Origin of the sequence: Aeromonas sp. 601039 (assembly GCF_049174415.1) — a bacterium.
Classification (GTDB): domain Bacteria; phylum Pseudomonadota; class Gammaproteobacteria; order Enterobacterales; family Aeromonadaceae; genus Aeromonas; species Aeromonas veronii_A.
Genome location: NZ_JAAKTL010000004.1, coordinates 1 through 23,743, shown reverse-complemented (window position 1 = coordinate 23,743; position 23,743 = coordinate 1). Strand labels below are relative to the sequence as shown.

Below are 23,743 nucleotides of genomic sequence, written 5' to 3'. Positions count from 1 at the left end.
GCAGCTCTTCACGCCTCTTTATTAGTCGGCGTCGCCCATACCGCGCAGTTTCTACCCGCCTCCTTGGCGCCATAAAGCGCCTGATCCACCCGTTTGAACAGCGAGACGGCCGGCTCCCCGGGCTCGCGGATCCCCATCCCCAGACTGACCGTCATGGTATGGGTCGGGTCGGGGGCTATGGTGCGGGTCGCAGTGAGCAGGGTGTTGGTCAGTTGCTGCAAATCGGCTTCGTGAGCGACGGGCAGCAGCAGGGCAAACTCTTCACCACCGACACGGGCCGCCAGCGCACCCGGTGGGCAGTGCTGTTGCAACAGCTCGCCAAACTGCTGCAGCACCCGATCCCCGATATCGTGGCCGTAGTTGTCATTGATCCGCTTGAAGTGATCCAGGTCCAGCAGGATGAGGGCATGGCAAACCCCTTGCTCCAGAAACAGCTGCTGATGAAAGTAGCGCCGGTTTGGCAGCTTGGTCAGATCGTCAAACAGCGCCTGCTCTCTGAGCCGGGTATTGATATGAAAGAGGTGGTGCATGGTGCTCAGGATGCCGATGCTGCTGAGCAGGATGCCGCTGGAGCGCAGCAGATCCTCGGCATAGATGGCGAGCCAGAGCGGCTGCGCCACCAGCTCATCCATGATGTCGGCGGTGGCCCCCATGATCCACAGCATCAGACCGCAGGAGAGCATGCGGTAGGTGTGGGTGGGCAGGTGGGCGCACTGCACCACCCAGAACAGGAACAGCATGGTGAGCCAGTTGATCACCTCGAAGCCAAAGCTGACGGCGTAAAAGCGCTCGTAGGGGAAGTGGGGCAGCAGCAACAGATGAAGGGTCATGATGGCCAGCATCAATCCCCCCAGCAACAAGATGTGGGAACGATGCTCCCGATCGAGCTGATGGTAGTGGGAGAGGCTGATATCGAGACGATCAAACTGCATGGTGTTCCTCGGATTGGGCCCGCCATCAGCTTGCAAACAAGGGGCTGTGTAATGGCATGCCGTGGTCGGATAACAGGAAACGGCTGGTCTGTCAGTGTAAACGAGCGGGCCCGCAGCGCGCGATATCGATGACGTCAGCTTGTGGGCTGGCTCAGGGTTTGCGCACTTCTGGTGCGCGACGTATCGCCTGCCCTGTGACAGGGCGGTTCAGTACCGGTTAGCGCAGAGCGTGCGCCATTTTGGTGCGTTAACGATGGCTGAGATAGTTAATTTAATGATTTTTAAGGATTTAAAATTATGGCCCACTTTATGCTTTTTACATGTCAGACGGTCTCTTGCGCTCATCGGCGGCAGACGCAGTGATGAGGAAGTGGCAAGAGGCATCCCCGTGCCGGGCGCGGGTGTGATTCTGGCGGGTTGCAGCAACACCTTGCGGTTCGCCACAGATTCAATCAGGGAAACGGAGCCGGTCTTGTACCGGTACGACAGGGAAGGAGAGTGCTCTATGGTCAAAAAATGGATGATGGCGGGTCTGACGATGTTGCCTGCCTTGCTGGTTACCCCAAGTTGGGCCGAAGAGGTCGCTCAGGTACAGGCGGCGGTGGCACCGGTTGCCGCCATGACAATCAACAAGGGTGACAACACCTGGATGCTGCTCTCGGCGGCCCTGGTGATCCTGATGTCGATCCCCGGTCTGGCCCTCTTCTACGGTGGTCTGGTGCGGGCCAAGAATATGCTGAGCGTGCTGATGCAGGTCTTTACCCTGTTCTGCCTTATCTGCGTGCTCTGGGTAATTTACGGTTATTCACTGGCCTTTACCGAGGGGGGCAATTTCTACGGCTCCTTCAGCAAGGTGCTGCTCAAGGGGGTGACCCCTGACTCCATCGCCGCCACCTTCAGCAAGGGTGTCGGGATCAGCGAGCTGATCTATGTGGTGTTCCAGGGGGCCTTTGCCGCCATCACCTGCGGCCTTATCGTGGGGGCGTTTGCCGAGCGCATCAAGTTTGCCGCCGTGCTGCTCTTCTCGGTGATCTGGTTCACCTTCGCCTATATCCCGCTGGCTCATATGGTGTGGTATTGGGCGGGTCCGGATGCCTATACCAGCGCCGAAGCCGCAGCAACCGCGACCGCAACTGCCGGGTATCTGTTCCAGCATGGTGCGCTGGACTTTGCTGGCGGCACCGTGGTGCACATCAACGCCGCCGTGGCGGGTCTGGTGGGGGCCTATCTGGTGGGCAAGCGTCTGGGCTACGGTCGTGATCCCATGACCCCCCACAGCCTGACCATGACCATGATCGGCGCCTCCCTGCTCTGGTTCGGCTGGTTCGGTTTCAACGCGGGCTCCGCGCTGGAAGCCAACGGGGTGGCTGCGCTCGCCTTTATCAACACCTGGGTGGCACCGGCTGCGGCAGCTCTGTCATGGACGTTGGCCGAGTGGGTGATGAAGGGGCGTCCCTCCCTGCTGGGTGCGGCGTCCGGAGCGGTGTCCGGTCTGGTGATGATCACCCCGGCGGCCGGGTTTGTCGGTGTCGGTGGCGCGCTGGTGATGGGTCTTGTCAGTGGTGTGGCCGGTCTGTGGGGCGTCCACGGTCTCAAGCGTCTGCTGGGGGCCGATGACAGCCTGGATGTCTTCGGTCTGCACGGGGTGTGCGGCATTCTCGGCGCCCTGCTGACCGGCGTCTTTGCCAGCCCGGATCTGGGCGGCACCGGGGTGTGGGACTATGTCACCAATCAGGTTGCCGATGGCTACTCCATTCTGACTCAGGTGAAGATCCAGGCCATCGGGGTCGGTGTCACCCTGTTCTGGTCCGGTGCCGTGGCGGCGATTGCCTTCAAGGCGGTCGACATGCTGGTGGGTCTGCGGGTGAACGGCGATGCCGAGCGGGAAGGGCTGGATGTCACCTCCCACGGCGAGAAGGCTTACAGCATGTAATCCCGAATGCCAGACAACAAAAAACCGCCGGAACCGGCGGTTTTTTTATGACTCTAAAGCTGCAAAGCCTGAGTTCACACGCTTAGTTCACGACGGCCACGTTGATGCTGCCATTGCCCTGGGTCATGCGCACGCGAGCACCCGGGGTGAAGGTGGGGCTGGCTTTCTGCACGACCACGATGGCTTCGCCGTTCTCTTTCTTGATCTCCAGCTCGACGCCGTCGACCTGGTTGAGTTTGTCGCCAGCGGCCTTGCCGGCTGCCGCGCCGGCAATGGCACCACCTGCTGTGGCGATATCACGGCCGGTGCCGCCGCCTATGGTGCTGCCCAGCAGGCCGCCGACTACGGCGCCGCCAATGGTGCCAATCAGGGAGTTCTCATCGGCCTGGATCTTCACCGGGCGGGTGGAGATGATGGTGCCATAGCTGACGGTTTGTACCTGCTTGGCACGGTCTTTGGTGTAGACATCGCCAGAGTAGACATCGCTGTTGGCGCAACCGGTGACGGTAGTGGCGGCCAGCAGGGCAATAAGGGTCATACGTTTCAACATGATGGGCCTCCAAGGCTGAATAGAATTCAAACAATCAGTTTGATGAATTGAACTTTACTCCAAGCAAGCGGGACATGAAATCGGCAAAATGTAACCAATTATGCGTTCTGTAACCGGTTTTATCCTTGAATCGCAGCTGTACTTGAGAGGGTTTTAACCAGCACAAGCCGATCCTCGCCGGGGCCGAAGTAGTCGGCGACCTCTTCAACCAGTTGATAGCCAAGACGGTAGTAGAGGCGCTGGGCCGGATTGGCCGGATCGACCGTGAGCCGCAGTTCGCTTATCTGCAGCGCCTGCTGGTTGGCCTCCATCTGGCGCATCATCCGCTCCGCGAGGCCGAAACCGCGCGCCTCGGGCAGCACCGCCAGCGAGAGCACCCAGCCTTGCGACCGCTCCTGACCAAAGCCACCCAGCACATAACCCACCAGTTGCCCCTCGTATTCGGCCACCAGCAACAACTCGGGCCATAAATCCATCGCCTGACGGAAGAAGAAGGCGGGATAGACATCTTCACCAAAGACTTTGGCATCGATCTGCCAGATGGCGTGCATGTCATTGTGGGTGGCGGTGCGTAGCAGGGGCGGGTTGTGGTGCATCAGGACTCCATCGGCAGCAAACGGATCGGCAACGCCGCTGACCTTGGGGCCAACGGCAGAAAAGGAGTCATAGGGTAGTGGTCATCCCCTGCCGGATGCAAGGGATTGGCGGTTATGGCGGCAGCGGTCTGCTGTGGGGCAGTTTGGGAGCCTTGCGAAAGCCGTCGAGCAGGTGGCGAAGGGTGAGCCAGGGGTGGCGCAGCAGCATGCGGGGGCCACTCCAGCGCATCACCTGCTGGATCTGTTTGCGCATCGCTGGCGCGTAGCAGTGGATGTTGCAGTTGGCGCAGGTGGGCTTGTGGCCGTGGCCGTGGCCGTAACGGCAGCGGGCGAGCCGCTGGTGGGCGAAATCTCGCAGCTTGCGACAGTGACGGCAGTGGGGATCCTGATGGTGGTGCTGGCAGTAGAGGCGGATCATGGCGCTGACCGTCCGCTGCTCGCGCACCAGTCTGGGGTGAACGCTTGCCGCTTTGCCGGTGCTGGCGTGCGCGCCCCTTGCTGGGTTGGCTTGATGAATTTTCATGGTCGCCATTTTCCTGACCAGCCCGGGCAGGGTGTTGATACAGGTCAAAAGGGGGGACAAAAAAACAGGGCCCGCAGGCCCTGTGTCATCAGATGAGGCTGGTTGCCTGCTCCAGCCAGGCGAGATCCTCACCCTCGAGCAGCGGGCTCAGGCGGCGGAACACTTCGGCGTGGTATTCGTTGATCCAGCGGAATTCGGCCGGGCTCAGCAGGCTGCGGTCGATCAGGCGGGTATCGAACGGTACATAGGTCAGACGCTCGAAGCCCAGCATCGGCAACTCGCCGATCTGCTCCAGCTCGCTCACCACCACCAGGTTTTCGCAGCGGATGCCAAAACCATCTTCGCGGTAGTAGCCCGGCTCGTTGGAGAGCACCATGCCCGGTTGCAGTGCCACCATGTTCCCTTTCGGGGCGATGCGCTGGGGCCCTTCGTGGACGCTCAGGAAGTGGCCGACGCCGTGACCGGTGCCGTGATCGTAGTTGTAACCGGCTTGCCACAGCGGCATACGGGCCAGCACGTCGAGCTGGATACCGGCGGTGCCGCGCGGGAAGCGGGCCTGATCCAGCGCGATATGGCCCTGCAATACGCGGGTAAACATCGCTTTCTGCTCGTCGGTCACCTCACCCACCTTGATGGTGCGGGTGATGTCGGTGGTGCCATCCATATACTGGGCGCCGGAGTCCAGCAGATAGAGGCTGTCCTGACCAAACGAACGGGGGGCGCCGTTGGTGTGGTGGTAGTGACACATGGCGGCATTGGGGCCAAGCGCAGAAATAGTATCGAAGCTCGGCTCGACGTAGTGCTCCTGCTCGCGGCGGAACGCTTCCACCTGATCGGCCAAGGTGCCTTCATCCACCCCTTCAAACTCGCCGGAGGCGATCAGCCGATCCAGCCAGGCGAGGAAGCGGGTCATGGCCACGCCATCGCGCAGATGAGCGGCGCGCATGCCGGTCAGCTCGATCTCGTTCTTGCATGCCTTCGGCAGCATGGTGGGGTCTTGCCCAGCCACCAGAATGGCGCCCGCCTCTTCCATGATGAGCTGGGTCCAGGCGTTGGCGCTGTCCGGATCGGCCAGCACCTTCTGTTGATCTTCACCGATGCGCTGCAGCACATCTTCCAGCTTGTCGATGGGGTAGACGGAGACATCCTGCCCCACGTGCTGGCTGAAGGCGAAGCAGTCGATCTTGTCGGTATCGACGAAGAAATCCATGGTGGTGTTGGCGTAGAGCACCGCAAAGCCCAGCACCACCGGCAGCCGGTCGATATCGCGGCCACGCAGGTTGAGCAGCCAGTTGATGGGCTCGGCCTGGGTCAGCAGCACGGCATCCAGCCCGCGCTTGCGCAGGTCGGCCGCCAGCTGTTCACGTTTGGACTGGCTGGACTGGCCCGCCAACTCCTCGCTGTAGAGGATGACCGGGCTCTTGGTCGGCTCCGGGCGATCGCTCCAGTTCAGGTCGATGGGGTTCTGCTCGACGCGGATCAGCTCGATACCGCGGTCGGCCAGCACGGCCTTGGCATTCTTGTACCAGGTCAGGCTGTGCAGGCGGGCATCGAAGCCAACCCGGGAGCCTGACGGCAGCTGTTCGGCCAGCCACTGCACATGAGGATTTTCAATGAGGTGGAGCAATTCGAACAGTTCGGCGGGAGTTTGCATCCGCGCCTGCACCGTATAGCGACCATCGACAAAGAGGGCTGCCTGCTGGGCCATGATGATGGCGACCCCGGCAGAGCCGTTGAAACCGGTGATCCAGTCAAGCCGCTCGGCATAGGCGGGGATGTACTCGCCGAGGTGCTCATCATCGTGGGGGATGATAAAGGCGTCCAACTCCTGCATGGCCAGCTCGGCCCTGACTTGGGCGACGCGGGTTTCAATTATCTCGAAATTATTCATGTCGTTAGTGCCAGATGGTTGCTATATGAGTGTTCAGTTTTTATGGCCGCTGGCCAGGATCCGCTTGATCGACTGACCTGCCGCTTCGATATGCTGCCTGAGCAGCACCACCGCCTCGTGCTTGCGCCGGGCGCGGCACAGTTCCAGCAATTGGGCGTGTTCACGTTCCGCCTTGTCTACTCCGTCGCTGGCAAAGAGCAGCTCGAAGCGGACATAGCGGTCACAGCTCAGATTGATCTGGGCGATCAGTTCAAGTGCCTGGGGGCGACCGGCTGCCTGATAGAGGGTGGCGTGAAAGCTGTGGTTCAACTCGGCCCAATGTTCGATCTGGGTGCCTGACTCCAGGGCGTGATCAAACTGGGCGAGGATCGCCTCCGCTTGCGCGAAGGTGGCTTCCGTCATCTTGTCGACGGCGTGAAACAGGGTATCGGCTTCCAGCAGCGCTCGCAAATAAAAGAGCTCTTCGATGGCCGAGGCGTCCAGCATGGTGACCACGGCGCCGCGATGGGCTTCGAACTTCACCAGCCCCTGCGCTTCCAGTTGCATCAGGGCTTCGCGCACCGGAATGCGGCTCACGGCCAGCTCTTTGGCAATGGCATCCTGACGCAAGGGGGCGCCAGCGGGGAACTCCCCACGGAGGATCCGGCCACGGAGGTTTTCCATCACCATCTGGGTTCGGGTCTTGTAGGGTGGGGTCATGGTCGGGTCACGATTGGGCGTTACAGAATTGTATATTGTATAAAGTTTGGCTGAATCTAACCTGTCACAATGGGCAAAGGCAAGGTTTTGGCCCCTTGAATGGGGCCGATGGCAGCGTTCGGGGCTCCACAAAAACAAAAATGCCGGTCAGCGTGGCTGACCGGCATGATGTCACTGATACGAAGCGAGCCTGTTACAGCTGCGGGCCTGCCGCAACCAGACGTTTGCCTTCGTCGTTATCGGTGAAGCGCTCGAAGTTCTTGATGAAGCGCCCTGCCAGATCGACGGCCTTGGCATCCCACTCGGCCTTGTCAGCGTAAGTGTCGCGCGGGTCGAGGATCGCCGGGTTCACATCGTGCAGCGCGGTCGGGATCTCCAGATTGAAGATCGGCAGCACCTTGGTCTCGGCCTTCTCGATGGAGCCATCCAGGATGGCATCGATGATGGCGCGGGTATCCTTGATGGAGATGCGCTTGCCGGTGCCGTTCCAGCCGGTGTTGACCAGATAGGCCTCTGCACCTGCCGCTTCCATCCGTTTTACCAGCTCCTGACCGTACTTGGTCGGGTGCAGGGAGAGGAAGGCTGCGCCGAAGCAGGAGGAGAAGGTCGGAGTCGGCTCTGTGATGCCGCGCTCGGTACCGGCCAGTTTGGCGGTGAAGCCAGACAGGAAGTGGTACTTGGTCTGCTCCTTGGTCAGTTTGGAGACCGGAGGCAGCACGCCGAAGGCGTCGGCAGTCAGGAAGATCACCTTGGTGGCGTGACCTGCCTTGGAGACCGGCTTGACGATGTTGTCGATGTGATAGATGGGGTAGGAGACGCGGGTGTTCTCGGTCTTGGATCCATCATCGAAGTCGATGGTGCCATCGGCAGCAACGGTCACGTTCTCCAGCAGCGCATCGCGACGGATGGCGTGGTAGATGTCCGGCTCAGCCTCTTCGGAGAGCTTGATGGTCTTGGCGTAGCAGCCCCCTTCGAAGTTGAACACGCCGTGGTCATCCCAGCCGTGCTCGTCATCGCCGATCAGCTGACGCTTGGGATCGGTGGAGAGGGTGGTCTTGCCGGTGCCGGAGAGGCCGAAGAAGATGGCGACGTCGCCGTCCTGACCCACGTTGGCGGAGCAGTGCATGGAGGCAATGCCGCGCAGGGGCAGGAAGTAGTTCATCATGGAGAACATGCCCTTCTTCATCTCGCCACCGTACCAGGTGCCACCGATGAGCTGCATCTTCTCGGTCATGTTGAAGGCAACAAAGTTCTCGGAGTTGAGACCCTGCTCCTTCCAGTTCGGGTTGGTGCACTTGGCACCGTTCATCACCACGAAGTCAGGCTTGAAGGTTTTCAGCTCTTCATCGCTCGGACGGATGAACATGTTTTTCACGAAGTGTGCCTGCCAGGCCACCTCGGTGATGATGCGCACGGCCAGGCGGGTATCCGGGTTGGCACCGCAGAAACCGTCGACCACAAACAGGCGCTTGCCGGAGAGCTGTTTGGTGACCAGCCCTTTCAGATGTGACCACACTTCCGGGGTAATGGCTTTGTTATCGTTTTTACCCTGGTCAGACCACCACACAGTATCCTGGGTAGTGGCATCTTTGACGATATATTTATCTTTCGGGGAGCGACCGGTGAAGATACCGGTGTTTACGTTGACGGCGCCCAGCTCGGTCACCACACCGCGCTCGAACCCTTCCAGGTCAGGGCGTGTCTCTTCCGCGAAAAGCTGCTCGTAAGAGGGGTTGCGAACGATTTCTTGGCTGTTTTTGATGCCGTACTGGTCCAGTCCTAATTGTTGGGCCAGGGTGGGTTCTGCCACGATTGTCATTGTATTCTCCTGGGTTCAGAGGTTGGTAGGGTTCTATCTGACGGTCATCCTATCACTTAGGTGGTAGAGTTTAGCGATCGCCATCAAACTTTATAAAATAGGGTATTTTTTTGTTATTAAAGTTAAAGGCGGGTTTTGCCCGCCTTTAATTAGTGTAACTGGTTTGCATCATTGCCGGGAGCCCTGCTGAACAGGGTTTCGACATCGATCCCATTAAATTGGTACTGGGCGCCGCAATAATCACAGTGCATGTCGATCTTGCCGAGCTCCTGCACCATCTCCATGACCTCTTCCTTTTCTATCTGCAACAGGGCTCCTTCGCAGCGCTCGCGGGAGCAGGTGCAGCGGAACTCGACCGCCTGCGGATCGAACACCCGCACCTTGTCCTGATGGTAGAGACGGTAGAGGATCTCCTCGGCTTCCAGACCGAACAGCTCTTCATCCTTGATGGTGCTGGTGAGCTGGGTCAGGTGCTCGAAGTCGTTGCTGTGATCTTCGCTCTGGGCGGGCAGCTCCTGCAGCATGATGCCGGCAGCGCGCGGTTCGCCCTCGTGGTAACCGGTGCGGATCCACAGCTTGGTGGCCAGCTGCTCGGACTGGGCAAAGTAGTGCTCCAGACAGCCCGCCAGGGTATCGGCGTCCAGCGCGATGATGCCCTGATAGCGCTCGCCCTGCTCTGGGGTGATGGTGATGATCAGCTGGCCATTACCGATCAGGCTCTGCAGCTTGCCATCGCTCGGCAGCTCGCCTTCATAGCGGGCCACGCCGCGCAGCTGCTGGTTGTTGTCACCATTGATCACGGCCAGACGCACCGGGCCATCGCCCTGCAGTTGAACCGTGATGGAGCCTTCAAACTTGAGGGTGGCGGTCAGCAGGCTGGTGGCGACCAGCAGCTCGCCCAGCAGTTTTTGCACCTGCACCGGGTAGTTCTGGGCTTCCACCACATGGCGGTAGGTGTGATCCAGCTGGACCAGCTCGCCACGCACTTCGTACTCTTCAAACAGATAGCGATACAGCAGATCTTGGTTGCTCATCATGTATTCCTGGCTTTTCGGTGAGGTAAATCGGGCGGGCTGGGGTTGATGCCAGCCCGGTATCAAATCGGGGTCGGTCAGTACTGTTTGACCTTGAGCAACTGGCGTCGCTCCTGCTTGTCGGGGCGGCGCTCGGGGCTGGGGGCAAACTGGCTATTGAAGCGGCGCGCCTCGCTGTTCTCGGCCCGTTTTTTCAGGCTCTCGGCGGTCTCTTCATAGAGCTGCTGGGCCAGCGGGGCCGATTTGCGCTGCTCGCTCAAGGCCAGCACCCGCACTTCGCGTTCGTCCTGCCCCTGCCAGAAGCGGATCAGTGCCCCCACTTCCACCTGTTTGCCCGGTTTGCTGCGCTGACCATTGTAGTGCACCTTGCCCCCGTCTATCTGATCCCGCGCAATGGAGCGGGTCTTGTAGAAACGGGCCGCCCACAACCACTTGTCGAGACGAACCTCGAGGGCACTTTCTGCATGATTGGGCATGAACAGGCTCCATAACGGGGAAAAGAGGTGGTCGATTATACCAGAGCACGGGGTCGGGATAGAAACCGGGCCGCCGCCGCGCGGGGCGCAAACCATGTCAAGGTGATGCAACATATGGGCAGTTTGCTGATTCACAAGGGAAAGCCGCTGCTTTATCGGGTATCCATGGGGGCTGGGAAGGGCCTTCATACCGCGCATATAAAGCTGCCGCCCCGGTTGGGGGCGGCAGCGTTCAAATCCGTTGACCATGTCAGAGTCAGAAGTGATCGTGCTGATCCGGCTTCTTCTGGTCGTGCGGCCCTTCGCTGTGGGCGATGGCGGTACGGATGAGGTCAACCCCGGCACGGATAATCAGTACCCCCATGTTGACCAGCTTGACGCAGACCCACATGAAGGTGATGAGCAGGATCAGCTTGAGCACGGTCTGGAACGCTTCCAGGAAGTTCTGCTCCAGCTGGGCGGTCAGGCCGTTGGCGCTGGTCATCAGCCAGGTGTAGACCTCGCGCACGAACGGGATGCGGCTTGGCATCTCCAGTACATCCAGTGCGGCAGGAAGCGCCTGGAAGATGACGATGCTGCCGAACAGGATCAAAATGACACCGATGGCGATGCCGAGGAAAAAGCCGAACTGTCTCATGGAGGGCTCCAGCGTTTGCTGCATGAAATTGAAGATAGCCGCCAATAGTAGGGAGTGCCCTGCTTCATCGCAATCTTCCGTGCACCGCCAGCGCGGCGGGAACGGCGGCGATCCGGCCGCTACCGTTGCCCAACTATCTGATTTCTGGGAGGCTTGTCGCCATTGTGCATAGGGAAAGCAAATTGATGTCGAGAACCCTCTTTTTACTCTTGCTGGCGCTGTTTGCCGCTCTGCCAGCCCTGAGCGCCGAACCGGCAGCCCCCACGGCAGCGGCCTGCGCCATCCGCCATCAGGATCAACTGCTGCTGGTGCAGGATCGCATCTCCTCCCGCTACAGCCTGAGCGGTGGCTATATAGATGGCGGCGAGAGCGCGCAGCAGGCGGCACTGCGCGAACTCTATGAAGAGACCGGCTTGCGGGGGGAGGTGGTGCAGGAGTTGGGCCGCTGGCAGCGGGCGCTTATCTTCGCTTGTCGCACTCTGGAGCCTATCGTCGCCCAGCAAGATTCCGATTTTGTCTCTCTGCTGAAAGCTCCCAATCTGGGGGGAGAGATCCTTAACGCCCGGCTGATCGCCATCGACCAGCTCCCCCGCGAGCAGCGCCGTTTCCCGGATCAGCTCGACTGGCTGCAATCCCGACTGGATAAGGTGCCCGAGAGCGAGGTGCACTGGCAGGCCGATTTTGTGGCGCAGGGCAATGCGCTGCATCAGGTCGAGATCCCGCTGATGCTGCACATGCAACAGTGGCTGGGGCCAGATGTCTGGTGGCTGTCGGTCAGCAATCTGTTTGGTTCAGGCGGCTTTCAGCTTGCCCTGATACCTTTGCTGCTCCCGCTGCTGGGGTGGCCGCGACTGCGCCAGCTGCTCTTTGCCATGCTCTGGCTCGGTCTGCTGGTGCAGGCGAGCAAGGAGGGGATCGGCTGGCCGCGCCCCTTCCATCTGCAACCTGAACTGGCGACTCACAGTGCCCAGGGCTTTGGCATGCCGAGCGGTCACACCGCGTCGGCCCTGCTGTTCTGGGGGGCGCTGCTTGGCTGGCTGTGGCCGACGCACCGTTGGCGGGTGCTCTCGCTGGCCCTGCTACTGGCACTGACTACAGGTCTTGCGCGGGTTTGGCTCGGGGTGCACTTTATCTCCGATGTGGCGGTTGGCCTGCTGATGGGCGCCATACTGCTGGCTGCTTGTCCCTGCTGGCGTACCGATGGGGGTGGGGCAGGCTGGTTGCTGCTGATTGCCGCGGCGCTGGCGCTCGGGGGAATGACCCAATCGGCCCATCTGACCGGTATCGGGCTGGTAGCGCTGGGCCTCTGGCTCGGGGGAAAGGCTGCCCTCGTTCGTGCTGGTTATCCCCCGCTGCTTACAGGGGGCGTTGTGCTGGCGGGCGGCTTGCTGATCGGTGCCGGCCTGTGGCTGTTGCCGCTGCTAACCAGTAGCTCGTTGATCATACTGCTCGGACAGTTTGTGCTCTTTTTCGGGTTGGGGCTCTGGTTGAGCGTCGGCCTCTGGTGGATACTCTCTCTCTTGAAACAAGACTCACGACCCAGGGGCGGACGCCCTGCAAGGGGAACTCTATGAATATGAAAAAAGTGGATTTGGCCAAGATAACCTTGGGGGTGCTGTTTCTCAGCCTCCTGATCATCTCCTGCTTTATGGTGCTGCGCCCCTTCCTGCCCGCACTGGTGTGGGCCACCATGATCACCATCGCTACCTGGCCACTGATGTTGATGGTGCAGCGGTTGCTGTGGGGCAAGCGTGCGCTGGCCGCTCTCTTTATGAGCCTGGTGCTATTGCTGATGTTTGTCATTCCGCTCTTTATGACACTGGCCAATGTGGCGGAGAAAGCCCCCATGCTGATCGAACTGGGGACCAATATCAGCCAGTCGCCTCCGCCCGAGCTGCTCTGGTTGCAGCAGATCCCGCTGGTGGGCGGCAAGCTCTATGACTTCTGGCAGCAAATTCTGGCGAGCGGTGGTCAGGTGCTGTTTGCCAAACTGGCGCCCTACTTCGGCCAGACGGCGCGCTGGCTGGCTGCTCAGGCCGGTAATCTGGGCATGCTGCTGGTCCACTTCCTGCTGACGGTCGGTATCTGTGGTCTGCTCTATCACTCCGGTGAAGTGGTGGCGACCGGCATTCGCCGCTTTGCCCACCGGCTGGCCGGGGATCGCGGTGACAATGCGACCGTGCTGGCTTCCCAGGCGATCCGCGCCGTGGCCATGGGGGTGGTGGTTACTGCGCTGGTGCAATCCTCGGTGGCCGGGGTGGGGCTGTGGATCGCTGGCATCCCCTACACCATGGTTCTGGTGGTGGTAATGTTCCTGCTCATCGTCGCCCAGATAGGTCCCTTTCCGGTGCTGATCTCCTGTGTCGGTTATCTCTACTGGAGCGGTGATACTACCTGGGGCACCTTCCTGCTGGTCTGGTCGCTGATCGCCGGCACAATGGACAACTTCCTGCGCCCTTTCCTCATCAAGCGCGGTGCCAATCTGCCCCTCATTCTCATTCTGGTGGGGGTTATCGGCGGCCTGCTGGCGATGGGGATCATCGGTCTGTTTATCGGCCCCGTGGTGCTGGCTGTGGCTTATACCTTGCTGGATGCCTGGATCAAGGAGGGTGACCACCAGTCAGAGGCGACCCATATCGCGGCAGCGCCCAGTATAGATTGACGGTTCTATAAAAAGACGATGCAAAGAGCCGCCCGATGGGCGGCTCTTTTGTTGATGATGACAGCGTCAGGCCAGTTGTTTCATACCTGAGCCGCAGCGGTTGTTCACAGCATCTGCTTGAGGCGATAGAGCAGGTCCAGTGCCTGGCGCGGGGTGAGCTCGTCCGGGCGCACCGCTTCCAGCTCTTCCACCACCGGATGAGACTGCGGGGCGAGAGTCACCGGAGCCGGGCGGTTTTCACCAGCGGCGACCGGAGTGGCACTCTCCAGCTCATGCAGTTTGTGGCGGGCCTGCTGGATCACCGATTTCGGCACCCCGGCCAACGCTGCCACTTGCAGACCGTAGGAGCGGCTGGCCGCGCCTTCCTGCACCGCGTGCATAAAGGCGATGGTGTCGCCGTGCTCCACCGCATCCAGATGGACGTTGGCCAGCCCGCTCATCAGCTCGGGCAAGCGGGTTAGCTCGAAGTAGTGGGTGGCAAACAGGGTGTAGGCGCCAATCTTGCTCGCCAGCTGTTCGGCGCAGGCCCACGCCAGCGAGAGGCCGTCGTAGGTGCTGGTGCCGCGGCCGATCTCGTCCATCAGCACCAGGCTGCGGGCGGTGGCGTTGTTGAGGATATTGGCGGTCTCGGTCATCTCCACCATAAAGGTGGATCTTCCTGAGGCCAGATCATCCGATGCTCCGATGCGGGTGAAGATGCGGTCGATGGGGCCGATGCGGGCGCTGTCCGCAGGCACGAAGGCACCGATATGGGCCAGCAGCACGATCAGCGCTGTCTGGCGCATGTAGGTCGATTTACCGCCCATGTTGGGGCCGGTGATGATCAGCATCCGCCGCTCCCGCTCCAGCCGGATGGGGTTGGCGATGAAGGGGTCGGTCATCACCTGCTCCACCACCGGATGGCGGCCCGCCTCGATGATGATCTGATCTTCGTCGATGAGGGTGGGGCAGCGATAGTCGAGGGTCTCGGCCCGCTCGGCCAGGTTGGCCAGCACGTCCAGCTCCGCCAGTGCGGCGGCGGAATCCTGCAGATCGCCGAGGTGGGGCAGCAGGGCGTCGAGCAGCTCTTCGTAGAGCCGTTTCTCCAGCGCCAGCGCCTGGGACTGGGCGGTGAGTACCTTGTCCTCGTACTTCTTCAGCTCGTCGATGATGTAGCGTTCGTTGTTCTTGAGGGTCTGGCGGCGGATGTAGTGGGCCGGCACCAGATGGCTGTTGGCCCGGCTCACCTCGATATAGAAGCCGTGCACCTTGTTGTAACCCACCTTGAGGGTGTTGATGCCGGTCAGCAGTTTTTCCCGCTCTTCGATGCGGGCGAGGCTGGCGGTGGCACCATTGGCGAGATCCCGCAGCTCGTCAAGCTCCTGATTGAAGCCGTCACGGATGACGCCACCATCGCGGATCAGCACCGGCGGCACCTCCATCACCGCGCGCTCCAGCAGGTCGAGCAGCTCGGGGAAGGTGCTGGCCCGCTCGGCCAGCTGTTGCACCGCTTCGTGCTCGTTGTCCGCCAGCAGGCGCTGTAGCTCGGGCAACTGGGCGAAGGCCTGACGCAGGCGGGTGAGGTCGCGAGGACGGGCCGAGCGCAGGGCGAGACGGGCCAGCACTCGCTCCACATCCCCGACCTGACGCAGCAGGCTGCCCAGTTCATCGTAGAGGTTCTGCTCGATAAGCGTATGGATGGTGCTCTGGCGACCTTTCAGGATCACCCGATCGCGGATCGGCTGGTGGATCCAGCGCTTGAGCAGCCGGCTGCCCATGGGAGTGGCGGTGCGATCCAGCACCTCGGCCAAGGTATTTTCATAGCCACCGGCCAGATTCTGGGTCAGCTCCAGATTGCGGCGGGTAGCGGCATCCATGATGACCGCATGATCTGGCTGCTCGAGGCGCACGTTGCGGATGTGGGGCAGGGCGGTGCGCTGGGTGTCCTTGACGTACTGCATCAGACAACCAGCGGCGCACAGGGCGGTCTCGCTCTTGTCGACGCCAAAGCCCACCAGATCCTGGGTGCCGAATTGTTGGCAGAGCAGCTTGCGGGCGGTGCCCAGCTCAAACTCCCACTCCGGACGGCGGCGCAGGCCGCGGCGCCCCTCGATATGGTGCAGGAACTCGAACGATTCGGGATAGAGCAGTTCGGCCGGATTGGTGCGCTGCAGCTCTGCCAGCAGGGTCTCTTCTTTCTCGAACTGGTTGATGAAGAAGCGGCCGGAGCCGATGTCCATGGTGCCGTAGCCGAAGCGGCGGCCATCGTGGTAGACGGCGGCGATCAGGTTGTCCTGCCGCTCGCTGAGCAAAGCCTCGTCGGAGACGGTGCCCGGGGTGATGATGCGAATGACCTTGCGCTCCACCGGCCCCTTGCTGGTGGCGGGATCCCCCACCTGTTCGCAGATGGCGGCGGATTCGCCGAGCTGCACCAGCTTGGCCAGATAGCCCTCGATGGCGTGATAGGGCACCCCCGCCATCGGGATGGGGCTGCCCGCCGACTGGCCGCGTTTGGTGAGGGAGATGTCGAGCAGTTGGGAGGCCTTGCGGGCATCGTCATAGAACAGCTCGTAGAAGTCGCCCATCCGGTAGAACAGCAGGATCTCCGGGTTCTCGGCCTTGAGGCCAAGGTACTGCTGCATCATAGGCGTGTGGGCGCTCAGATTGGCGCCGGGAGCGGAGCCTGTGGCGCCGCTGGCTTGGTGTTGTGCGGTCATGTTCTGTTCCAGAAGGGGCCTCTGCGGGCCAGTGTCTGCGGTGATGAGCCTTGAGCTTGATGGCGCCATTCTACACATAAGCGCCGCGCCGGGGGAGCGGGTGTTCCGGGCGCGGTTGTTCTGCACTATTGAAGGCATGGCACAGGTGCGGCACCTCACATTGCGGCAGGCAAGGGCGGTCTGCCGTGGTTGCGGGCGGCGCTAGCGGGATCGCATAATGTGCCTCTTGAGCGGATCAGAAGGAGTCGTGATGAAACTGGATGCAGAGATAGAGCACCTTGCCATCGAGCTGGGACGGGCCCTTGGCCAGCGGGGCTGGCTGGCTGCGACCGCCGAATCCTGTACCGGCGGCGGGGTGGCCAGCGCCATCACCGACATCGCGGGCAGCTCCGGCTGGTTCGATCGCGGATTTGTCACCTACACCAACGAGGCCAAGCAGCAGATGTTGGGGGTGAGCAGCGATAGCCTTGAACAGCACGGTGCCGTGAGCGAAGCCGTGGTGCTGGAGATGGCCCGCGGCGCGCTGGCGCACTCGTCTGCCTCCATCAGCGTTGCTATCAGTGGCATCGCCGGCCCCGGCGGCGCCACCGAGGGCAAGCCGGTTGGCACCGTCTGGTTCGCCTGGGCCGACCGCAACGGCCGTCACCACTCCCTGCTCGCCCGCTTCGACGGGGATCGCCGACAGGTGCGCCAGCAGGCGGTGAGACAGGCCTTGTCGGGTCTGTTGGCCCTGCTCAGATAAATTGGGCTTGATACTGTATGAATAGACAGTATACTTAGCCCAACTTCACTTCTTACTCACGATTTCCAGCGGAGATTGGCATGGATCAGAACAAACAGAAGGCACTGGCGGCTGCGCTGGGTCAGATTGAAAAGCAGTTCGGTAAAGGTTCCATCATGCGTCTGGGCGACAGCAAGACCATGGATATCGAAGCCATCTCTACCGGTTCCCTCTCGCTGGACGTGGCGCTTGGCATTGGCGGTCTGCCGTGTGGCCGTATCGTCGAGATCTACGGCCCGGAATCTTCCGGTAAAACTACCCTCACCCTGCAGGTGATCGCCGAAGCCCAGAAGAAAGGCAAAACCTGTGCCTTCGTTGATGCGGAACACGCCCTCGACCCTATCTACGCTGCCAAGCTGGGCGTCAACGTCGACGACCTGCTCATCTCCCAGCCGGATACCGGCGAACAGGCGCTGGAGATCTGCGACATGCTGGTTCGCTCCAACGCCGTTGACGTCATCATCGTCGACTCCGTGGCTGCCCTGACGCCGAAAGCGGAAATCGAAGGGGAGATGGGTGACTCCCACGTTGGCCTGCAGGCTCGTCTGATGTCCCAGGCGCTGCGCAAGCTGACTGCCAACATCAAGAACGCCAACTGCCTGTGCATCTTCATCAACCAGATCCGGATGAAGATCGGCGTCATGTTCGGTAGCCCGGAGACCACTACCGGTGGTAACGCGCTCAAGTTCTACGCCTCCGTGCGTCTGGATATCCGTCGTATCGGCGCCATCAAGGAAGGCGACGAAGTGGTCGGTAACGAGACCCGCGTCAAAGTGGTCAAGAACAAGGTGGCCCCGCCCTTCAAGCAGGCTGAATTCCAGATCTTCTACGGCGCCGGTATCTCCAAAGAGGGCGAGCTGGTGGATCTCGGTGTCAAGCACAAGCTGATCGACAAGGCCGGCGCCTGGTACAGCTACAACGGCGAGAAGATCGGTCAGGGCAAGGCCAACGTGATGAAGCTGTTCGCCGAGAACAAAGTGATGGCTGGCGAAGTGGAAGCCCGCCTGCGCGAGCTGCTGCTCTCCGGTGCCGTGCCAGTCGATGACAAGGCTGCACCGGTTGAGGCAGACGAGTTCGATGCCGAAAGCGAACAAGAGTTCGAATAAGGAACAAAGGAAGGCCGGGTAGATACCCGGCCTTGTTATTTATGATGGTTGATGAATCCGTTACCGAACCGGTCGAGCCTGCCGAACCGACCTTTGCCGAGCAGCTTGCCGCCGCCCGCGCCTTTGCCATGCGCAGTTTGGCCCGCCGCGAGAGTGCCGAGTCAGAGCTGGCCAACCGGCTGCGCCAGCAGGGCTTCAATGAAGAGGTGATCGAGGCGGTGGTCGACTACTGCCGCGGTTACAACTGGGTCAATGACGAACGTTACGGCGGTATGGCTGTACGGGCCGGTGCCGCCAAGGGCCATGGCCCCATCAAGATCCGTTTCGATCTGCGCCGCAAGGGGCTCGACGATATGCAGATTGATGCCGCATTCGATCAGCCGGAGTTGGACTGGTTCGAACTGGCGTTTGCCCTGCTCGAACGGCGCGCCCGGGTGGCCGATCTGGCCGATTTCAAGCTGAGGATGAAGTGGCTCAAATATCTGCTGGGGCGCGGCTTTACCCAGGATCAGGCACGTTACGCCATCTCTGCCCTGCAGGAGCAGGAAGAGTAACGCCACTGCGTGGCAAACGTCGTTTCACCTCTCCTGGTGGCAGGTTTTTCCTGCCGGCTCAGTAGGTTGCGAGCGCAATTCCGAAAAAGCCACCTTTTGTTTATCTCATCCCTCTTTCTGCGCTGCTTTTTTGCCTCTCGACAGTGAAAAAAGCCACTGTGGGCAGCGGCGCTCTTATCTGGCCCGTTTATGTGCGCTTTTTCGCCCGTGGCGGCCCTGTCTGTTTTACTTTACCCCGCAGAAAACTTACATTAATGCGGTTAAAAGTCCGTATTCGAATCAAGCAGGATTTTCCATGTATATGTCCACGTCAGAGATTCGCGCTGCGTTTCTCGAGTATTTCCGTTCCCAGGGGCACCAGGTTGTCTCCTCCAGCTCGCTGGTACCGCATAACGACCCGACCCTGTTGTTTACCAACGCGGGTATGAACCAGTTCAAGGACGTGTTCCTTGGCGCAGACAAGCGTGCCTACAATCGCGCGACGACTTCCCAGCGTTGCGTGCGTGCCGGTGGTAAGCACAACGATCTGGAAAACGTCGGATATACCGCTCGTCACCACACCTTCTTCGAAATGCTGGGCAACTTCAGCTTCGGTGACTACTTCAAACAGGATGCCATCAAGTTTGCATGGGGCTTCCTGACCGAGGTGCTGCAGCTGCCGAAAGATCGCCTGCTGGTGACCGTCTACGCGACTGACGATGAAGCTTTCGATATCTGGGAAAAAGAGGTCGGTGTCCCGGCCGATCGCATCGTGCGTATCGGTGACAACAAGGGTGCCCCTTACGCTTCCGACAACTTCTGGGCGATGGGTGATACCGGCCCGTGCGGTCCCTGCACCGAGATCTTCTATGACCACGGCGATCACATCTGGGGTGGCCGTCCCGGCTCACCGGAAGAGGATGGCGACCGTTTCATCGAGATCTGGAACGTGGTCTTCATGCAGTTCAACCGTCAGGCTGACGGCACCATGGAGCCGCTGCCCCGTCCGTCCGTGGATACCGGCATGGGTCTGGAGCGTATCTCCGCCATCATGCAGGGTGTCCACTCCAACTACGAAATCGACATCTTCCAGGCGCTGATCAAGAAAGCGGCCGAGATTGTCGGTACCACCGATCTGAGCAACCAGTCCCTGCGCGTCATCGCTGACCACATCCGCTCCTGCGCCTTCCTGGTGGCAGATGGCGTGATGCCGTCCAACGAAGGCCGTGGCTATGTGTTGCGTCGCATCATCCGCCGCGCCGTGCGTCACGGTCGCAAGCTGGGCGCTACCGATGTCTTCTTCTACAAACTGGCTGCCGAGCTGGCCGTGCAGATGAAGGATGTTGCTGCCGAGCTGATCGCCCAGCTGCCGCTGGTCGAGCGCGTGCTGCGTATCGAAGAGGAGCAGTTCGTCCGCACTCTGGATCGCGGTCTGCTGCTGCTGGAAGAGGCTCTGGCCAACCTGGGCGATGCCAAGGTTATTCCGGGCGAAGTGGTATTCAAGCTCTATGACACTTACGGCTTCCCGGCCGACCTGACTGCCGACGTGGTGCGCGAGCGCGAGATCGGCATCGACGAAGAGGGCTTCAAGGCCGAGATGGAGAAGCAGCGTGCTCGTGCCAAAGAGGCCTCCAGCTTCGGCGTGAACTACAACGAGATGCTCAAGCTCGACTTCGAGACCCCCTTCACCGGTTACAAGACCCTGACCGAGCGCACCCGCGTGGTCGGTATCTACAAGGGTGTGGAAGAGGTAAGCGGTCTTATCGCCGGTGACGAAGCGGTCATCGTGCTGGAAGAGACCCCCTTCTACGCCGAGTCCGGCGGCCAGATTGGCGACAGCGGTACCCTGAAAGTGGACGACGGTATCTTTGCCGTGACCGACACCCTGAAAGCAGGCAAGGCGATCATCCACAAGGGCTACATGGAGCTGGGCACTCTGGAGAAGGGCGCCGAAGTGGAAGCCGTGGTTGATGGCGATCGTCGTCAGGCCATCGCCCTGAACCACTCAGTGACTCACCTGCTGCACGCTGCCCTGCGTCAGGCTCTGGGCGAGCATGTCACCCAGAAAGGTTCTCTGGTTGGGGCCGAGCGCATGCGTTTCGACTTCTCCCACTTCGAGGGGCTGACCATGGCGACCATTCGCCGGGTCGAGGAGCTGGTCAACAACCAGATCCGCGCCAACCACGAAATCACCACCCAGCTGATGGATCTGGAAGCGGCCAAGTCCGCCGGTGCCATGGCGCTGTTTGGTGAGAAATATGAAGACGACGTGCGCGTGGTGCGCATGGGCGATTACTCCACCGAGCTGTGCGGCGGTACCCACGCCAAGCGCACCGGTGACATCGGCTTCTTCAAGATCATCGCCGAGAGCGGCATCGCCGCCGGCGTGCGCCGCATCGAAGCGGTGACCGGCAAGGCCGCCATCGACTTCATGCATCAGGTCGGTGAGCAGATCGAAGAGGCTGCCGCGCTGGTGAAGGGCGATCAGTTCAGCATCGCTGACAAGGTTCGCCAGGTGCTGGACAAGGCCAAGATGATGGAACGCGAGCTGGAGCAGCTCAAGGCCAAGCTGGCCGCCCAGGCCGGTAACGACCTGCTGGGTCAGGTCATCGAGATCAAGGGCCAGAAGGTGCTGGTTGCAGCGCTGGAAGGGGCCGATCCGAAATCCCTGCGCGGCATGCTGGACGAACTGAAGAACCAGATGAAGTCTGGCGTGGTGCTGCTGGCCACCACCGGCGAGGGCAAGGTCAACCTCATCGCGGGTGTCACCAACGACCTGACCGGCAAGGTGAAGGCCGGTGAGCTGGTCAATCTGGTGGCCCAGCAGGTGGGTGGCAAGGGCGGTGGTCGTCCCGACATGGCCCAGGCGGGTGGTACCCAGCCTGAGGCAGTGCCAGCGGCCCTGCAATCCGTACACTCCTGGCTGGAAGAGCGCCTGTAATCGGGCGAGGTGATCTGTGGCACTCTATGTACAGAAGTACGGCGGCACCTCGGTCGGCACGCTGGAGCGGATCGAGGCGGTAGCTGAGCGGGTCGAACAGACCCGCGCCCAGGGACATGACGTGGTGGTGGTTGTTTCCGCCATGTCGGGCGAAACCAACCGGTTGCTGGGCATGGCCCAGCAGCTGGATCCTGATGCCAACCGGCGCGAGATGGATGTACTGGTCTCCACCGGTGAACAGGTCACCATAGCGCTGCTGGCCATCGCGTTGAACAAACGCGGTTGCCCCGCGGTCTCGATGACCGGTGATCAGGTTCGCATTCACACCGATTCCGCCTATGGCAAGGCGCGCATCACCCACATCGACACCGACCGGGTTCAGGCTGAACTGGGCGCGGGCAAGGTGGTGGTGATCGCGGGCTTCCAGGGTCGTGACGAGCACAATGCCATCACCACCCTGGGGCGCGGTGGCTCCGACACCACGGCGGTCGCCGTGGCGGCGGCCATCAAGGCCGATGAGTGCCAGATCTTTACCGACGTGGACGGGGTCTATACCACGGATCCGCGCATCGAGCCCAAGGCGCGTCGTCTCGACACCATCACCTTCGAGGAGATGCTGGAGATGGCCAGCCTGGGCGCCAAGGTGCTGCAGATCCGTTCGGTGGAGTTCGCGGGCAAGTACCGCGTGCCGCTGCGGGTGCTGTCGAGCTTTGTCGAGGGAGAGGGAACGTTAATCACATATGGAGGTGAGAGGATGGAAGCTCCCCTGGTATCCGGGATAGCGTTCAATCGCAACGAAGCCAGCCTGACCATTCTGGGTGTGCCGGACCGGCCCACCGTGGCAGCGCAGATCCTGAATCCGATCAGCGACGCCAACATTGATGTCGACATGATAGTGCAGAACACGCTGGGCGATGGCACCGCTGATTTCACCTTCACGGTGAATCGTGACGACTATCGCCGTGCCCGGGCACTGCTGGAGGAGACCGCCACCGAACTTGGCGCCTCCTGCGTGCAGGGAAATGGCGAAATTGCCAAGGTTTCCATTGTCGGTGTCGGCATGTGGAACCATCCCGGTGTTGCGCGCACCATGTTCAAGGTATTGGGCGAGGAGGGGATCAACATGCAGTTGATCTCGACCTCTGAAATCAAAATCTCTGTGGTGATTGACGAGAAGTATCTGGAGCTGGCGGTGCGAGCCCTGCACGCGGCTTTCGGGTTGGATCAGGCACCGCAAGAGCAGCCCTTGGGCTAACAATCTCTGATTGATTTAGTTTCAACCATTTACCATATCGGTATCTTTGTTAGATAATGTCGCATATCGATATAAAAACAAAACAGGATACAGGAGCAAGCGAATGCTTATTTTGACTCGTCGTGTTGGGGAAACCCTGATGATTGGTGATGAAGTAACTGTCACCGTACTGGGCGTTAAAGGCAACCAGGTCCGTATCGGTGTTAACGCGCCGAAAGAGGTCTCCGTACACCGCGAAGAGATCTACCAGCGCATCCAGGCCGAGAAAGTTCCGGGCCAACCGGGCTTCTAAGCCACTTTCATGGCTGTGACAAGGCGACACCTCATGTGTCGCCTTTTGTTTTTCCGGCCCCCTGAAATCGCCCTGCAGGGCGCGAAACTGCGGGATAAGTGCCAATATTGTTTGAATATTCCACGCTTTGGCCAAATGCTGAGCGAACGCACTTTTTTCTCCAAAAAAGTGTTTGACTAAAAATCCTTGTGAAGTATTATCAGCCCCGCAAACGGAGAGGTGGCCGAGAGGCTGAAGGCGCTCCCCTGCTAAGGGAGTATGCGGCTTATACCCGCATCGGGGGTTCGAATCCCCCCTTCTCCGCCATTTGCGCCCGTAGCTCAGCTGGATAGAGTACCTGGCTACGAACCAGGTGGTCAGAGGTTCGAATCCTCTCGGGCGCACCAT

General features: G+C 60.7%; 20 protein-coding genes and 2 tRNA genes. 11 read left to right on the top strand and 11 right to left on the bottom strand.

Going from position 1 to position 23,743, the window contains the following annotated elements:
• Positions 1 to 8: 8 nt before the first annotated feature.
• Positions 9 to 932 (bottom strand): GGDEF domain-containing protein, encoded by a 924-nt coding sequence (locus G5195_RS05005; RefSeq protein ID WP_216979592.1) that lies wholly within the window; start codon positions 930 to 932, stop codon positions 9 to 11.
• Positions 933 to 1,437: 505 nt separating this feature from the next.
• On the opposite strand from G5195_RS05005, the gene amt reads away from it, so the two are divergent.
• The gene (gene amt / locus G5195_RS05000; RefSeq protein WP_266134591.1) at positions 1,438 to 2,865 is read left to right on the top strand and encodes an ammonium transporter; all 1,428 of its coding nucleotides are present in this window, start codon (positions 1,438 to 1,440) and stop codon (positions 2,863 to 2,865) included.
• An 82-nt stretch (positions 2,866 to 2,947) separates the two neighbouring features.
• On the opposite strand, the gene G5195_RS04995 is transcribed toward amt, so the two are convergent.
• The 9 genes from G5195_RS04995 to G5195_RS04955 form a co-directional block, all read right to left on the bottom strand.
• Entirely contained in the window at positions 2,948 to 3,415 is a 468-nt protein-coding gene (locus tag G5195_RS04995; RefSeq protein ID WP_266134592.1) for a glycine zipper 2TM domain-containing protein, read from the bottom strand.
• A 119-nt stretch (positions 3,416 to 3,534) separates the two neighbouring features.
• On the bottom strand, positions 3,535 to 4,011 hold the full coding sequence (locus tag G5195_RS04990; protein ID WP_266134593.1) for a GNAT family N-acetyltransferase: 477 nt from the start codon (positions 4,009 to 4,011) through the stop codon (positions 3,535 to 3,537).
• A 112-nt stretch (positions 4,012 to 4,123) separates the two neighbouring features.
• On the bottom strand, positions 4,124 to 4,534 hold the full coding sequence (locus G5195_RS04985; protein ID WP_421222724.1) for a nitrous oxide-stimulated promoter family protein: 411 nt from the start codon (positions 4,532 to 4,534) through the stop codon (positions 4,124 to 4,126).
• 88 nt (positions 4,535 to 4,622) lie between these two features.
• Positions 4,623 to 6,425, bottom strand: a complete 1,803-nt coding sequence (locus tag G5195_RS04980) for an aminopeptidase P family protein (protein WP_421222722.1) — start codon at positions 6,423 to 6,425, stop codon at positions 4,623 to 4,625.
• A gap of 33 nt (positions 6,426 to 6,458) precedes the next feature.
• A complete protein-coding gene (locus G5195_RS04975; RefSeq protein ID WP_005340138.1) occupies positions 6,459 to 7,124 on the bottom strand; it encodes a GntR family transcriptional regulator in 666 nt (221 codons plus the stop codon).
• 193 nt (positions 7,125 to 7,317) lie between these two features.
• Positions 7,318 to 8,943: a phosphoenolpyruvate carboxykinase (ATP) gene (pckA, locus tag G5195_RS04970; protein WP_005340139.1), complete on the bottom strand. Its 1,626-nt coding sequence runs from the start codon at positions 8,941 to 8,943 to the stop codon at positions 7,318 to 7,320.
• Positions 8,944 to 9,092: 149 nt separating this feature from the next.
• Entirely contained in the window at positions 9,093 to 9,977 is an 885-nt protein-coding gene (gene hslO, locus G5195_RS04965; RefSeq protein WP_042052605.1) for an Hsp33 family molecular chaperone HslO, read from the bottom strand.
• A 77-nt stretch (positions 9,978 to 10,054) separates the two neighbouring features.
• Positions 10,055 to 10,453, bottom strand: coding sequence for a ribosome-associated heat shock protein Hsp15 (gene hslR, locus G5195_RS04960; RefSeq protein ID WP_005340141.1), 399 nt, complete (start codon positions 10,451 to 10,453; stop codon positions 10,055 to 10,057).
• A gap of 256 nt (positions 10,454 to 10,709) precedes the next feature.
• Positions 10,710 to 11,090 (bottom strand): hypothetical protein, encoded by a 381-nt coding sequence (locus G5195_RS04955; RefSeq protein ID WP_005340143.1) that lies wholly within the window; start codon positions 11,088 to 11,090, stop codon positions 10,710 to 10,712.
• A 185-nt stretch (positions 11,091 to 11,275) separates the two neighbouring features.
• On the opposite strand from G5195_RS04955, the gene G5195_RS04950 reads away from it, so the two are divergent.
• Positions 11,276 to 12,664, top strand: a complete 1,389-nt coding sequence (locus tag G5195_RS04950; RefSeq protein WP_421222719.1) for a bifunctional NUDIX hydrolase/phosphatase PAP2 family protein — start codon at positions 11,276 to 11,278, stop codon at positions 12,662 to 12,664.
• Complete coding sequence (ydiK, locus tag G5195_RS04945; RefSeq protein ID WP_216952793.1) at positions 12,661 to 13,752, top strand: AI-2E family transporter YdiK; 1,092 nt, start codon at positions 12,661 to 12,663, stop codon at positions 13,750 to 13,752. The genes G5195_RS04950 and ydiK overlap by 4 nt, the downstream gene beginning before the upstream one ends.
• Positions 13,753 to 13,856: 104 nt before the next feature.
• On the opposite strand, the gene mutS is transcribed toward ydiK, so the two are convergent.
• Positions 13,857 to 16,448 carry a DNA mismatch repair protein MutS gene (gene mutS, locus G5195_RS04940; RefSeq protein WP_421235903.1) on the bottom strand — a complete coding sequence of 864 codons (2,592 nt, stop codon included), beginning with the start codon at positions 16,446 to 16,448 and terminating at the stop codon, positions 13,857 to 13,859.
• Between the two features lie 250 nt (positions 16,449 to 16,698).
• Between mutS and pncC the strand changes: the two genes are divergently transcribed.
• The 8 genes from pncC to G5195_RS04900 all read left to right on the top strand — a co-directional run bounded on the left by pncC (position 16,699) and on the right by G5195_RS04900 (position 23,742).
• A complete protein-coding gene (gene pncC, locus G5195_RS04935; protein ID WP_005357800.1) occupies positions 16,699 to 17,190 on the top strand; it encodes a nicotinamide-nucleotide amidase in 492 nt (163 codons plus the stop codon).
• A gap of 80 nt (positions 17,191 to 17,270) precedes the next feature.
• On the top strand, positions 17,271 to 18,335 hold the full coding sequence (gene recA / locus G5195_RS04930) for a recombinase RecA (protein WP_005348744.1): 1,065 nt from the start codon (positions 17,271 to 17,273) through the stop codon (positions 18,333 to 18,335).
• Positions 18,336 to 18,379: 44 nt separating this feature from the next.
• Entirely contained in the window at positions 18,380 to 18,889 is a 510-nt protein-coding gene (locus tag G5195_RS04925; protein ID WP_120416317.1) for a regulatory protein RecX, read from the top strand.
• A gap of 295 nt (positions 18,890 to 19,184) precedes the next feature.
• The gene (alaS, locus tag G5195_RS04920; protein WP_421222715.1) at positions 19,185 to 21,809 is read left to right on the top strand and encodes an alanine--tRNA ligase; all 2,625 of its coding nucleotides are present in this window, start codon (positions 19,185 to 19,187) and stop codon (positions 21,807 to 21,809) included.
• A 16-nt stretch (positions 21,810 to 21,825) separates the two neighbouring features.
• Complete coding sequence (locus G5195_RS04915) at positions 21,826 to 23,064, top strand: aspartate kinase (RefSeq protein ID WP_421222713.1); 1,239 nt, start codon at positions 21,826 to 21,828, stop codon at positions 23,062 to 23,064.
• A gap of 103 nt (positions 23,065 to 23,167) precedes the next feature.
• A complete protein-coding gene (csrA, locus tag G5195_RS04910) occupies positions 23,168 to 23,356 on the top strand; it encodes a carbon storage regulator CsrA (RefSeq protein ID WP_005336053.1) in 189 nt (62 codons plus the stop codon).
• Positions 23,357 to 23,569: 213 nt separating this feature from the next.
• Positions 23,570 to 23,662, top strand: a tRNA-Ser gene (locus G5195_RS04905).
• Between the two features lie 3 nt (positions 23,663 to 23,665).
• A tRNA-Arg gene (locus G5195_RS04900) sits at positions 23,666 to 23,742 on the top strand.
• Position 23,743: the final 1 nt, after the last annotated feature.